The 13,752-nt window shown below is 56.5% G+C and carries 12 protein-coding genes; 10 read left to right on the top strand and 2 right to left on the bottom strand.

Features of this window, described 5'->3' with window-relative positions; translation table 11 throughout:
• The first annotated feature begins 120 nt into the window (after positions 1-120).
• Positions 121-1,422 (top strand): hypothetical protein, encoded by a 1,302-nt coding sequence (locus ACX82Z_RS14540; RefSeq protein WP_459589735.1) that lies wholly within the window; start codon positions 121-123, stop codon positions 1,420-1,422.
• A gap of 39 nt (positions 1,423-1,461) precedes the next feature.
• Here ACX82Z_RS14540 and ACX82Z_RS14535 read toward each other — a convergent pair whose 3' ends face one another.
• Positions 1,462-1,914 (bottom strand): hypothetical protein, encoded by a 453-nt coding sequence (locus tag ACX82Z_RS14535; protein WP_459589733.1) that lies wholly within the window; start codon positions 1,912-1,914, stop codon positions 1,462-1,464.
• Between the two features lie 29 nt (positions 1,915-1,943).
• On the bottom strand, positions 1,944-2,723 hold the full coding sequence (locus ACX82Z_RS14530; RefSeq protein WP_459589732.1) for an AbiJ-NTD4 domain-containing protein: 780 nt from the start codon (positions 2,721-2,723) through the stop codon (positions 1,944-1,946).
• A gap of 517 nt (positions 2,724-3,240) precedes the next feature.
• Between ACX82Z_RS14530 and ACX82Z_RS14525 the strand changes: the two genes are divergently transcribed.
• From ACX82Z_RS14525 to ACX82Z_RS14485, 9 genes are all read left to right on the top strand, one after another.
• Positions 3,241-3,936, top strand: a complete 696-nt coding sequence (locus ACX82Z_RS14525; protein ID WP_459589730.1) for a hypothetical protein — start codon at positions 3,241-3,243, stop codon at positions 3,934-3,936.
• Positions 3,937-4,028: 92 nt separating this feature from the next.
• Positions 4,029-4,826, top strand: a complete 798-nt coding sequence (locus tag ACX82Z_RS14520) for a hypothetical protein (RefSeq protein WP_459589729.1) — start codon at positions 4,029-4,031, stop codon at positions 4,824-4,826.
• Positions 4,819-6,165 (top strand): hypothetical protein, encoded by a 1,347-nt coding sequence (locus ACX82Z_RS14515; protein WP_459589727.1) that lies wholly within the window; start codon positions 4,819-4,821, stop codon positions 6,163-6,165. The genes ACX82Z_RS14520 and ACX82Z_RS14515 overlap by 8 nt, the downstream gene beginning before the upstream one ends.
• Before the next feature lie 160 nt (positions 6,166-6,325).
• On the top strand, positions 6,326-8,092 hold the full coding sequence (locus ACX82Z_RS14510) for a competence protein CoiA family protein (RefSeq protein WP_459589725.1): 1,767 nt from the start codon (positions 6,326-6,328) through the stop codon (positions 8,090-8,092).
• A gap of 10 nt (positions 8,093-8,102) precedes the next feature.
• Positions 8,103-8,258, top strand: coding sequence for a hypothetical protein (locus ACX82Z_RS14505; protein ID WP_459589723.1), 156 nt, complete (start codon positions 8,103-8,105; stop codon positions 8,256-8,258).
• Positions 8,259-8,277: 19 nt separating this feature from the next.
• Positions 8,278-9,210, top strand: a complete 933-nt coding sequence (locus ACX82Z_RS14500; protein ID WP_459589721.1) for a DUF4238 domain-containing protein — start codon at positions 8,278-8,280, stop codon at positions 9,208-9,210.
• A gap of 44 nt (positions 9,211-9,254) precedes the next feature.
• Positions 9,255-11,390 carry an ATP-dependent nuclease gene (locus ACX82Z_RS14495; RefSeq protein WP_459589719.1) on the top strand — a complete coding sequence of 712 codons (2,136 nt, stop codon included), beginning with the start codon at positions 9,255-9,257 and terminating at the stop codon, positions 11,388-11,390.
• A complete protein-coding gene (locus ACX82Z_RS14490; RefSeq protein WP_459589718.1) occupies positions 11,387-13,177 on the top strand; it encodes a UvrD-helicase domain-containing protein in 1,791 nt (596 codons plus the stop codon). Before ACX82Z_RS14495 ends, ACX82Z_RS14490 begins: the two co-directional genes overlap by 4 nt.
• A 12-nt stretch (positions 13,178-13,189) precedes the next feature.
• Positions 13,190-13,747, top strand: coding sequence for a hypothetical protein (locus ACX82Z_RS14485; RefSeq protein ID WP_459589716.1), 558 nt, complete (start codon positions 13,190-13,192; stop codon positions 13,745-13,747).
• Positions 13,748-13,752 lie beyond the last annotated feature (5 nt).

Genomic DNA, 13,752 nt, shown 5'->3' with positions numbered 1-13,752 from the left:
GAAATCAACTGCTCTCGGAAGGCTTGCACAACAATTCTTGGCAGGGTTGCAGCGATAGTTCGCTGTCTTCCTCGTTTGTGCATGCGCATCCGTAAGAACATTCCAGGCAATCGACAATAAATGACAGACAAAGATCTTATCGACGCGGCAACAAGCTTCCTGTCCGCTTTTGCAGGCTCAGCCAACAGCGCGGGTGCGGTTCAGATTCGAAATGATCGCGCATATGTGCTCGGCCTTGCGGGCACCGTCGAGCTTTCGGATACGATCATCAATGCCCACTCCCGCTTTGTGAACCGTGCGGCAAAGCTTCTGAAGTCGAAGGCGGGGCATGAAAAAGCAATCTCCCAGATTGCGATGAACCATGCACACGCCTTCGTCGCCGGTGCGAAGCAGATCGAACCCGCCGTCACCGATATGGTCCAGGCGGTTTTTGACCGTGGAAACTCCTCATACGAGTATCTGGCGCCGAATTATCTCGTGAGGTTCGGTCGAGCCGTGAAAGAGATCAGGGTCGGTCGTGTCAGGGCGCTTCGGACCGAGGACTTTTCATTGGAGTGGAAGGCCGCCCACCCTGACCATCGCGTGAGCATCGTGGCAGGAAAAGGATTCTCCCTACGGCTCACGCCAGAGATCGTCATCGAGATGCGGCCTGTCTGCTGGATCGTCAAAGTCGACGCTGTCGCAGAAAACGTGGAGGAGGAGGGCAAGTGGCTCGTTGATGTTGCTGTCAGCTTTCTGCGTCTGAGCCATCGGACGTGGGCCGGGCATTTCCCGAGTACGGGCAGTATAGAGCCACATCCATTGCGGTCGACGCTTGTCCATAAGGAGGGGGTCAAGCTGGAGGGATCAGCGGTGTTGGCAGGCGGCAGCAGCGTTCCGCCGTGGTATGAGATCGACGAAGCCGTGGTTGCCACCAGTCTCGAAAAGAAGTTCCTTTCGCAGGCGGAGCTTCTGTTCGACCCCCCAAAGAAGAGCCTTGCCGAGCGTGTCAGTCAGGGACTTGGATGGTTGACGCGCGGCCGCCAAGCCGACGATCGAGCGGAAAGACTCCTGTATTTTTTCACGGCCATCGAGTCGCTCCTATCCACGGACGACAAAACGGCACCGGTTGTTCAGACAATTGCTCGGCACGCCGCCGTTCTATTGACGACCGACAACGGTGCGCGGGCAGAGATCGCGAGGGAAATCAAGACTCTGTATAATTTCAGATCGTCTCTGGTCCATGCGGGTAACAGATCGGTCCTATGGTCGGGAGCGAACAGTGCGCAGATCCTAGCTGAAAGCTTGTTTCAGATAGTGCTCGACAAGGCGGATCTGGCAGTCGGCCATGCCGGCTTCTGCAATCAACTCGCGACTGCCAGCTATGGGACAGCATGGCCTTTGTCTGACCGACATGGAGATAAGAGCCGAGAAGCTGAGTAGCTACAGAGGACCGCGCTGCACTTTCCGTTGATGGGCGTATCAGTTGGCGAAAGCCCGCTGAACGTCCGGTGACGCTCTTAAACAGGTGTGTAGAATTTCAAGGGAATGACGCAGGAGCGCTTCGCTACGTTGGGGTGCGAACCAGTGCCCGTTGAATTTTCCTCCGTGAAAGAGGTTGTTCCTGACGCGCCGCACATAGAGTAGCACGCGATCAGCTTGGAGGTCGGTTTGGGGCGCGGCCACTGCCCAGGTAAGAACGCCTGCCGCGATAACCTGCTTTTTCGGAGGGTGCGCAAGAACATAGCTGACGGCCTCCTTGAGTGGGGCTTCGGTGGGGTCATCGAACAGGCCGGGGATGGATTCGGCGAACGAACGCCAGTTCGGCTCGGCATTTCCGTCGCCGTTATGAAAGCCAGCGGCTTTCAGCGCGTATTCAAAGCGCGCGAAGGCGCGAAAGAGTTCGACAGCGAGTTCGTCCAGTGTCGCGTGCATTTCGCCTCCACTCTCCGATCTGGCATTCGTCAATGTCGGTGAACCAGAAAGATCGAGACCGCACAGGCGACGCTCACAACTAGCTCGGCCTCGTCATCGGTGAGCTGCTGCCCCTCGCGGATATGCCTGGCCCGATCCGAGGCAAAACCCCAAAGCTTCTCGACCGCCTCATCCAGCGGACGCGGAAGTCCGAGGCGGGGCACCAGACGGCCAAGCGTAAGTCTAGGTTCATTAGCGATGTCTCGTGCTACGCATTCCAGCGCCGCAATGGAGTGCTGGATAGCGCCCGTTCTGTCCGGTTCCGGTCGGCGGGAAATGTCGCGCAGCGCCTCGCGGACTTCGGTAGCGGCGTTTGTGCGTCCGGTCGCTTCGAGGGCCTCGACAGCGTTGGCGGTGGCAGCGGTAAACGGCGCGCTGCCACGGAACACGATGCCTTCGTGGTCTTTCAACTCCCAACCGATGCCCTTTTCGCGGAAAAACCTGTTCAGCTCGTCGCGAAATTGGTCCGCCTCTTGATAGTGGAGATTGCGATGTAGGAGTTCAGCGATGTCATAGACCTTGAACCAGTCGCACTTTTCCAGCAGCCATTGAACCTCATCCCAGATGTTCGGGTAGTCGGACCAATTGTTGCGGTCGGGCGCCACGAATAGGACGGTACAGACAACATCACGTATTTGGCTCGGCCGCATCCCTGCGTTGACGGCGATCTGCGCAACCGCAAAGCGCAAGTCATCCGGGGCGTCCTCCCTGATGGTGATCTCCGGTTCGGCTGGCTTGAAGCCGTAGCGGTCTGAGAAATTCTGCGACATGGCTGAAGCTGCTAGATTAATGGTCCGATGATCCTTGCGGGTGACGATTGTTTGTAGCGTGCCCCATCAGGTAGCTGAAAATCGGCTTGCCGTCTCCGGCGATCAGTGGAAGTTGCACGATTTGAACCTGATTTCGCCAGCGTGGCCGTTGTCATCAGCGATCGTGCGCCGCCTTGACGGCAGTGTGTAGTGATCCTCGCGCTGGCCTCTTGGGTTGAATTCGTCGACATGGCCGCGAGGCGTGAACAGAGCCCTTTGGCGCGCAAGCCATCGCGTCATCGCAGGAGACGATGCGGTGGCGGCGCAGATCGTCGCACAGAAAGGAAATGGAGAAAGGTTCTCTGTCCGCCGAGATGCTACGAAGAGTATTGAAAACTAATACACGGCTGGACCTCAATTTTATTATTGCCGCCGCCATGCTATCTGGCGGAACGAGAATATCGAACGGTTTCAAAATCATCTGCGCGGCCACGAGGCCAGCGCCGGGGATGGGGGTGTAGTGCTTCAAGGGGATAGTGTGACGCGGGACGTCGTCGCGGAACTGATAAGAGGAGCGGTGGATGATGTCGTGCGATCACAATTGGCACGACGGGCGCAGGAGGCGCCGATTTCATCCAAGATTGCAGCGATGCTCGAAACCCGGCTGCACGGGATGAACATCAACGGCTACAGGGTAACGGCCGTAGCGCAGGATTTTCGCGACAGGGGCGCGAAATCCGATGAGTCGAAGAGTGGTGCGGATCTCTATATTGGTATCCGGGTGGAGCCGGGGCGAGGCTTGCCCACAATCTCGAAGGGCATGTTGATCCAGGCCAAGAAGCGCGTAGGAACCAGCCCGCCAGCTTCATCGGCCAGTGCGGCGCGCAAGTCTTACGGGAAGAGACAGATGGATCTTGTCGGACAGTGCGAGAAGATGCTCGCGAGTACCGATAAAGGAGCATTCGTCTGGGTGTATGGCTCCGTAGGAACGCATGTGGTGCCTGCGTCGGAGGTCGTGGCCCATCCCGGCATCCCGCCAGATTACCTCGCGGGGCGCAACGTTTCTGAACAATTCCGCGACGTTCTTGACTGCTTTCTGGGGGATGAGGATTTGGTTGGCGCTGGCATCTTCGACGATGAAAGTGCGCTTGGAGACTTTTTGGCGGAGATTGCGGTTCGGAGTGGTGTAACCATGAGGCTCGCTTCTTTGTCGGGTGACGAGGTCCCAAGATAGGAAAAAATAGTCGATACGTCTCACCCGTTAGTTGTTTTTCATCTGCGCCAGTGATCCTCTTCCATCGAGTGTCAAATGAACGGTGCGGTCCCGTGGATGAGCTAAAAGACTACAGCCTCGCCGATTTCCTTTCGGAGCAAAGCACTAATTTCCGATCAGCTCTGCCACTCGTTCATTCGGCAGAGTCGAAAAGCCTGCTGTCCGTGATTCGAGAGGGAAAGATTTCCGTTACAGCATGCGATACATTCACCGATGAAAATCTCGCCTATTTCTTCCACGGTCGGCCATCGTACCGGAAATTTCACGAAAATCCGAAGGATTGGCAACTACCCTTCGTCCTGATTCTGAAAAGCACTTGCCTTTTGAACATGAGGCGAATCTATCCATTCGATTCGGGCGCATTTTTTTCAGGTCGGTTTCCAGCTTATCTTTCAGATTTTGAGGCTGAAGGATACGAATTGGCTGCGCAAGGAAGCCCAGCGATCGACCTCATCATAGACATATTCTTCGGAAACGACGTCGACTACCTCCACGGAAAAGCAAAGCCGGTCGATGAGGTGAAACAGAGGCGTAAGCTGACTGTGCGCCACTCGGAAATTCAGGCTCTTTGCGCAATGTATAATCGAGATCAGGTGACAGCCGACGACCGCTCACTTGCCATCGAAATCCAAAGTGGATCAGACGTTTCGATCACCGACCACCTGATCGGCATTGTTATGCCCCGTCCGTACTTCGATGATAAAGGCTTGAAGGAGCGGCTTCGAGCGATCAACAAGAGGATCGAAATACGCCAGTATGATGTGTGGCCGATTAGTACAGAGAGCTACATGGCAACCATATACGGGCTTGTGAAGGACATCTATCGAAAACTTGGTATAATTGATGGATGATCGCTACAACCTATTTGCATGTATCGACTTTGGGACGGATTCTTATTCAATCTCCGTGCCGGTTTTGAGACGACGCAACTCGAACTACGTTTACATTCCCAAGTCGGATCATTTCTTCATCGTTCTAGACTTTTTTGAGATCCTGGACCTCGGCTATGCGATTAAGCACGTCGACGCGAAGGATGAGCGTCCTGTTCAGATTGGCCAGAAAGCCCCCGTTCCTATCGTGGATGACGGTAACGTTTACGTGCTCGATCCCGAGTGGACAGAGACGGAAATCCGAACACGGCTACCTAATCTGGGCAATGAGGCTGTAAAGGCGTTTCTATCGCTTCGATCACGAATGGGCACCGCACCTATACCTGCTGAACATTTGGACATCCGCGCCGCGATGGATGATTTGCTGACAGAGCCGGTCCGCTCTCGGTACTGGATCTCGAAGTTCTCCGCATTGGTGCGGTCAGCATTCGCACGTGGCGTGCCTCCTCCCGATCTCCTTGAACGTGTTGAGAATGCTCGACTTCGCTGGCTCGACAAATTCTCCGCCAAGTCATCGTTGAAGCTTGTTCAAGGCGTGCTTGAGATTCCCCATCTCAAGCTGCAGCCATCCTCCGCCAATCGAGTGATGCTGCATAGGTTTGAAAGCATGTTGATGACGAAGGGCATTTTCATCTCTCGTACGGAGTTGCGGGCCTACGAGCGGATGTTTCCGGAAGGCATTTTCGACGCTATCAAACAGGAGACGGGGGGGCAGTACGAGTTCTGGAGCAGACGGAACGCCATATCCGAGTTCGTCGCCGCGCAAGTCTACGAACTGGTTTATCCAAGCGACAGCACCCAAGGGCGTATCTACGACCCCTCGCGTTGGACTATCGGCGAACTCTCGTCTCTGCTCCTTTTTTTCGAGGTCGTGGCTGGAAAGGACACTGGCCTCGACAACTCCCGGCAATACTTCCATCCACTTTTTGAGAAGTGCCTCGAGCAGGTGCAGCTTTTTCTTGGCGATCGCTACCGACTGTCGAGCGCCGTGTTTCGGACACAACCGCCAGCGCCTTGGTATGTACGCGAAATTTTGGGGGCACTGCGGCTTTCCGCCTCGGAGTTTCCTGATCGTTCCGAAGAATGGCTCGATGTCCTGCGCGATGTTGTGGAGCTTTATCGCAAACTGGTTGTCGTATCAAAAATTGTACGACCGAATACGGCAGACCTTCCGGATGACGATGTAGCTCTGGAAGGCATTGACTACACGCTTCTTGCTGCCGTCAGCAACGCTCTTTCAACTGGAAACATTTCGTCTCTGCGTACCATTCTCGCTCCCAATCCCAATTCAATAGGGTAGGAACGGGGTTATCGTGAAAAATCAAGGCACCGACAATAATTTCGGCTCCGAGCGTGCGAAGCTAGTCTACGGTCGAAGCTCCGACGGGAAACTACTGCACGTCAGCGAGGTTTCACGCGGTCGTTCTTGCGGTTGCGTTTGCCCTGCGTGTGAGGCACCGTTGGTCGCAAGGACCAAAGCCGACCATAAGATACCGCACTTCGCTCACGACAGCGGAAGAGCGTGCGGCGGCGGTCCTGAAACGGTCCTGCATCTGCTTGCCAAAGAAGCGTTTCGGGCCAATCCGAAAATGCTTCTACCGGAGCGCTCCGCGCTCGATGAACGCAAACAAGTCGTGACGAAGCCGGGCCAAGAGGTCGAAACCGAAATTCTCCGGCTCGAATACACCGATCCGAAAAAGATAATCCCCGACCTGTATGTTCGTGCGTTGGGCTACGATCTCTTCGTTGAGGTCGCGGTGACGCATTTCAGCGACGAAGCAAAGATTCAGCGCCTTCGCGAACACCGCATCCCGGCCGTTGAGGTTGACCTGTCGCGACTCCCGCGTGACTCGACGCGAGAAGCAATCGCGGATGCGGTGCTGCGAACAGCACCGCGCCATTGGCTGTATCATCCCGGTATCGACGCCGCAAAGGCCAAGCGCCGGGCTGACGAACAGAAATGGCAGGCTGAGATAGAGAAGCGGCAGGCTATCGCCCAAGCGAAGCATGACAGGCGCGTCAACGAACTGATTCATGCCTATCGCACCGCGCCGCCTCATGCCGTGATGGATGAAGCTCCCCGTCTTGCCGAGCTTCAAGCCGTTGGACTCGGCGAACATGTCGGCATCACGGTTGCGGGCATCGGCTGTTTCACGGTGCCGCCTGCGGTCTGGCAGGCGCGTATTCTAACTGAGGTTTTTCACGACCGATGCCTCGGCAACGGCGTCTGCAAAGCCGTCCCGATCACGCAATATCTGGAAAAGGCTGGCGTCATACGATCACCATTCCGCCGTGTGTCGGCCGCGGTGGCCGACGATGCCGCCACAATCGAACCGGACTTTGCGCCGCCGTGGAAGGCTGTAGACGCCTTTCTGAAATACCTCGTCGGTGCCGGGGTTCTAGTGCAGCACGGTTACGGCATGGTGCTCGCGTCAAAGTTTGCCGAGCCTTGGAAGGCCCGGACACTCGCGGAGAAGCGAAGGACCGATGCCATGCAAGCGGCCGTTCAGGCCGTCGATTGGATATTGGCGCAGCTCCCCGACGATGAACGCGGAAACATGACAGGGGATTCATGGCTGGATTCCATTCACGCCGAATCCGGCATGACATATCGAACTGCGCTTCAATCGGACATCGAAGTTCCAAAGATCGCAGGCGAAATCGACGCCATCGTTGACATGCTGGAGAAGCGCGGCTCACTGCCACAGGGAGCCGTTGGGTTGCCGATTGGAGCCGCCATCGGACGCCGTAAGGTACAGATGGCGAAGCAGGCAGAAGAACTTCGCGCAAAGCAAGTCGAGGAAGCAAACCGCCTTCGCCTCTCGCGACGTGAACGGCTTTGCGTGGACGCCGACAAGGAACTGAGCGGTCTCGATCTTGGAACATTCCTGAACACGAAACGCGATGACCTCAATGGAATGACGCCGTTGGAATCAGCGGAGGACAGCGAGTCCGGGCTGAGCCGGGCGCGCAACGCGCTGTCCGATTTGGTAAGGCAGCGGACGCGCGAAGCGGAGGCCGAGGCCGAGCGCAAGTGGTATCAAGAGAAGATCACGACCGACGCCAAACGGTCTTTGCCGCCTGAACATGTTGATGCCTTCCTGAACGGTCGGGATGACGATTTAGGGCGGACCACACCACTTCTGTTCGCCAAAGACGAAGGCAGCTATCGCAAGACGCTCAAGAAGCTGTCCGAATGGCAGCGTGAGTTTGGGCAACCCTTTTAGGCGGAAGTTTTTGCTAAATGGAAACTACGCGCTTCCCGGCGTGAATGCCGGCTGCATCATCAAGCTTCTTGAGGAGCACCTGCGCAGCCAGCAGCAGGAGATCAGCGACACGATGTTCGCGGCGTTTGGTGGCACAGCGGTGAAATCGACCGTCATCCGGTCCTAGCTCGATGTGACAGATCGCCATGAGCGTACCTAGGTATCACCACTATCTCCCTTCCTTCTACCAATCCCGATGGGCGGGAGTGGACGGCCGGTTGCGTCGTTACAGCATGCCGTACGGTGGCAAGGTCGATTGCAAGTGGGTGTATCCGGCGCAATCGGGGGGCGAATACAATCTCTACAGTGACCCGGCCGCGCCGGCAGAGAAGGCGCAGGGGATGGAGTCCGACTTCATGTCCAGGCTCGATTCATTGGCGCACGATGCGCTGACGATGCTGGAGACCGGCGACCCGCGCATCCATCGAGAATCCGGTCCGCGCAGCGCATGGTCGCGTTTTCTGATGTCGCTGATGATGCGGATGCCGAACGACATGGCGACGCTCAAGACCGGGCTTGTGGAGGAGTGGGCAAGATACTTGCCGGAACTGGAACAAGCCTATCAGGCGAAGAAGCAGACTGGATGGCCCGCAACCTTCGCGGCCTATATGGACACGCTGCATCCGAATGAGCTGGAGAGCTGGGCGATCTCCGTCGCGCCCACGCTGATGGATCATTCGATGATCGGGGAACTGATAAACAACATGCGTTGGTTCATCAGGGAGATCTCGGGTGATGCCGAGTTTCTCACCAGCGACCGACCTCTCATTTCACTGTACGAGTTTGCGGCAGACGATTCCTACATCATGCTGCCGATCGGTCCGAAGGCCGTTTTCGTCGCCGTGAACAATCTCGCGACACAACGTCGGATCGAAGCCAACGATCCCGCTGTGTGGGTGGAGTCGATGAATAGGATGGTGGTTGGCGCGGCGAAGCGGTTTGTGTTCGGGACGGATGACAGCCGCAAAGATTTTGTCCGAGAACATCTCGGCAAGCGGCAGCGAAAGACGCTCTTCGAAATGCTCGTGGAATATCGCAAGGCCCAGAATAGCCGGCCCTCGTCCGAGCGCCAAATGTAACCTATGCTGTCGGGGGGTGTTAATCGGATGGCGACAAGGGCGGCATGCACATTTCACGACTACAGCTCGTCAACTATCGCAATTTTGCGCGCGTGAATGTGCCCTTCAGGAAGGGCATAAACACGATCATCGGCGAAAACGGCTCGGGCAAAACGAACCTATTCCGTGCGATGCGGTTGCTTCTCGACGATGATATGCTTCGGATGTCGCACCGCATTGAAGAGGGCGACTTCCATCGTGGGCTAGATGACTGGCGCGGACATTGGATAGTCATAAGCCTTGAGTTCGAAGAGGTCTCGCAGGATGAAGCGATTCAGGCGCTTTTCCTTCATGGAGCCGGCAACGTCGAAGATGAGCAGATAGGCCGAGCGACCTACAACCTCATTTTTCGGCCCAATACCTCCACCCGGCTCCGCTTGTCTCGTCTTGACGAGGGAGATGTCGATGGGCTCGGCGATTTGCGCCGCACAATCACCCTGGACGATTATGAAGTCGTATTTACCGGCAGGAGCACAGCCGATTTTAGCGATCCCGCTCAGTATCGCGATTTTGTGGGCGATTTCGAAGCGGTTCGCTTCCCCACAGAGTTAGAGCCGCCCGAGATTGGGGGGCGCGTACCGAAGATTCTCTCCGTAGCAAAGGAAATCTCTTTCACCTTCGTGCAGGCCCTTCGCGATGTTGTGGCGGAGTTCCAGAACAATCGGACGAATCCTCTACTGAGCTTGCTGCGGAGCAAAAGCGGTGAGGTCGACCCAAAGGCCCTTGAGCCGATCACTGAGCTAGTCAACGGGTTGAACGCGGCCATCGAGGAATTGCCGGATGTGGGAGCGATCCGGGGTGATATTCGTCAAACCATCCGCGACGCGGCGGGAGAGACGTACTCTCCTGCCGGCATGTGGATTCGCTCAGGTGTCCCGGCCGAGGCTGAGAAGCTCTTTCAATCTCTGCGGCTGTTCGTCGGCGAGACCGACGATGGCTACGAGGGGGCGATCCATGAGCTTAGCCTGGGTGGCGCCAACCTCATCTATCTCACGCTCAAGCTGCTTCATTTTCGATATCAGAGGGAGAAACAGGTTTGCGCGAACTTCTTGGTGATCGAGGAGCCCGAAGCGCACATCCATACGCATATTCAGAAGACGCTTTTCGATCGGCTGAGCTATCCGGACACGCAGGTTATCTACTCGACGCATTCCTCACACATCTCCGAGGTGAGCAACGTCGAGAATGTGAATGTGCTGAGCCGCGTCGAAGGGCGTTGCGAAGCCTATCAGCCTGCTGCCGGTTTGCCGCCGGACCAGGTGCGCGGCCTTCAGCGCTATCTTGATGCGGTACGCAGCAATCTTCTTTTTGCGAAGAGCGTCTTGCTCGTCGAGGGCGATGCTGAGGAGATTCTTGTGCCCGCGCTTGTGAAGGAGGTGCTCGGGGTGAGTCTTGATGAGCTTGGGATCAGTCTCATCAATATCGGTAGCACGGGCTTTGAAAATGTTGCTGTCGTCTTTCATAAAGACCGCATGCGCAAGCGATGCGCCATTGTCACCGATCTCGACACGGCATTTTTCGACACCACACCAGATTCGCTCGATGACGAGCAAACACGAAGAGCAAAGGCCAGGGCGCTGGGTTCGCAGCAGGCTGGACTGGCCCGGCAGATCCGGTTGGACGAGTTCGCGGCCGGCAATCCGTGGATTTCTGTCCACTACGCGCGTCACACATTTGAGGTCGACTTTGTCGAGGCGGGCAATCACCAGCCTGTCGTGGCTGCCCTACCAGATTTCTACTCCCAACCAGCCACCATCGCCCTCGCCACCTCCGAATTGCGGTCCGGCGACATTTCGCAGTTTGGCCGCAGGGTTCTGACCGTAGCTGCCGGCGCCGGCAAAGGCTGGTTCGCAATCCAGGTGGCCAAGAAAATCGACGCTGATACTGAACTGCCCGATTACATTGCCAAGGCTCTCTTTACCGCCCACAGCCCAAGTCGTCCGGTCGTCGCCAACATCCTGCTTCATCGTATCAAGCGCCTCGAATCCAGCGGGCTGGAGAACCCGGAAACCATCGAGTCCATGCGCGTCCATGTCGAGCGGTTTCGGGAGGGGGAGATCGCCCTAGCTGAGCTGTTAGTGGAGATGGTTGCAGCGTTCCCCGCCGATCAGATCAGCCGCATACTCAACCACGCCGCATGACTTTCGTTTGGCCACAAGACGACCTAAACGCCGAGCAGGTTGATGCAATCACCGCGTCGGGGAATGTCTTTCTGAGCGCCTGTCCCGGCAGCGGGAAAACGCGCGCATTGACCTACAAAGCCGCATTGGAGCTGTCGCGGTTGACGACCAGCAAGAAGCGGGTTGTGGCGATCACCTACACTCACAGAGCGGCGGATGAGATTCACGAGCGCATCGAGGCGCTGGGTGTGGATACCGAGCAGCTTTGGATCGGCACCATTCACAGCTTCTGCCTTGACTGGATTCTGCGGCCCTATGGCATCTATCACCCGGAGCTTCAGAACGGCTTTCGGGTCATCGACGCCCACGAGACGGATCGCAGGCTTGCCGCGCATTGCCAAGCATCACGCCATCGGGTCACGCCGTTCCACTGCGGCTATAATTACACCACTAACGGCTGCGAACTGCGCGGCATCAACGCGGGGTTTCGCCCCGCTGTCATGGAGGTGCTTGGTTGGTATTGGGACGACCTTCGAGCAAGCCGTCAGATCGACTTCGAGATGATCCTGCGCCTTGCCTACGAACTTGTCTCCACGGTGCCGTCGATTGCCGTCCTGCTCAGCAAGATGTTCTCCTTCATTTTGGTGGACGAGTACCAGGATACGAAGGAAATCCAGTACGGCATCATTGCTCGCATTATGAGGGCGGGCGCAGGACGCACCAACGCATTCGTCGTGGGAGATGCCAATCAAGCGATCTTCGGCTCGCTTGGGGGATACGCGATTACTCGTGAACAGTTCGCGGCAAATTGCCAAGCATCGTTCATCGCCAAGAGCTTGTCGATCAACTACCGCTCATCCGAAAGGATCGTTGGCTACTTTGCAAAATATCATGTTGCCCCTGCGGAGATCAGGGCGGAGGGCAAGGACCGTCACTTTTCTAGCCTGATTTCATATAATTTGGCGACGCCAAGTCGAGAACTCGAAGACGAGCTGGTTCGTTTGCTCAGATACAATATTGAGACGGCCGGGATAGCGCCGCGCGAGATTTGCATCGTCGCACCGCAATGGATACCCTTGGCGGCCGTCACCCGCAGCCTTGTGGCAGCCTTGCCAGAGTATAGTTTCGATGGCCCTGGCATCGCACCGTTCGCTCGGAACATCGACAACTTCTTCTACAAGCTCGCGCGCCTGGCATTAACGGAGCCGTCTCCTCAGCTTTATGTCCGGCGCCTGCGCTGGGCTGGTGAGATTATCGCGGAGCTTGAGCATGCGGGGGTGCATGTCCGAGCGCTCTCTAGGCGAGACCTGCTTCGCTTGTGCAACGCAATTGAGATAGCAGAAGAGGACGGTCTTACTTATCTCAGCCTATTTTTTGATGAACTGCTTTTCCAACTCGGGGTCGAACTCACAGAATATCCAGCCCTCAAAGACCATCACGACACCTTCTTTGGCGATTCACGGGATCGCGTTGAACGTCTTCAACGCGAGGGCCTTCAGGGTATTTCCGACATCACAATGTTTCGTCGCGTCTTCGCCAGCCGCTCGGGCATAACGATTTCGACGATCCACAACGTCAAGGGTGCCGAGTATGATGTTGTGATCGCCTTCGCGCTGCTCCAGGGCATGGTGCCTCACTTCGGGGACTCGCATGTCGATAGCGCCAAAAAGCTACTCTACGTCATCTGTTCGCGAGCGCGGAAGAACCTTCACCTGATTTCCGAAACGGGCCGCATGAGCCGCAACGGCCCATATGAGCCAACGGAAATAGTCGCAGCCTATGCGTTCGAATATGACACCATCGCATAATGGATCGTAGCCATGTTCACCGTGTCCAGCACGTTCATCGGCGACTACAAGCTAGGCGACAACATAGCCTACAACCTCGAAATCCTCGGGGCTCTGTATGCTTTGCGGGCCGGTGCGTCGGAGGAGCGGAAGGAAGCGTTGAGGAAACCGATCATCATACTCAACGTGTCGATCATCGACGCGGTGCTCTATGATTTCTATGACAAGGTGCGGACCCTCAAGAGGGAGGGCGTAGCGAACCTTTCGGCGGCTCTGGCTGCTCTATGGCGGAGGATGACTGTCGAAAAGCTGGCAGTGAGCATAGACCAGGCGCGAAAGCACGACCTGTTTGCGGAGCCTCCAGCCTTCTACGATCAGCTCGATGAACTGCGCAAACTACGAAACCGCGTGCATATACAGAATGAGAAACGGGACTTTGAGCCTGACGATCGTGTCGCATTCAGCGACGCAAGGCTGATCCAGTCGGAGCAGGCCGTGGAAAAGGTGCTTGTCAAAATGGCGCGGGATCACCCACGAAACCACGACTACGTGGTGGATTTCGTCATTCCCTGGAACAAGCACTTCCCGTAATCCTA

It is taken from the genome of Aliihoeflea sp. PC F10.4 (genome assembly GCF_054612275.1).
Note: the sequence above shows the minus strand (reverse complement) of the source record. Positions and strands in the feature narration are given on the sequence as shown.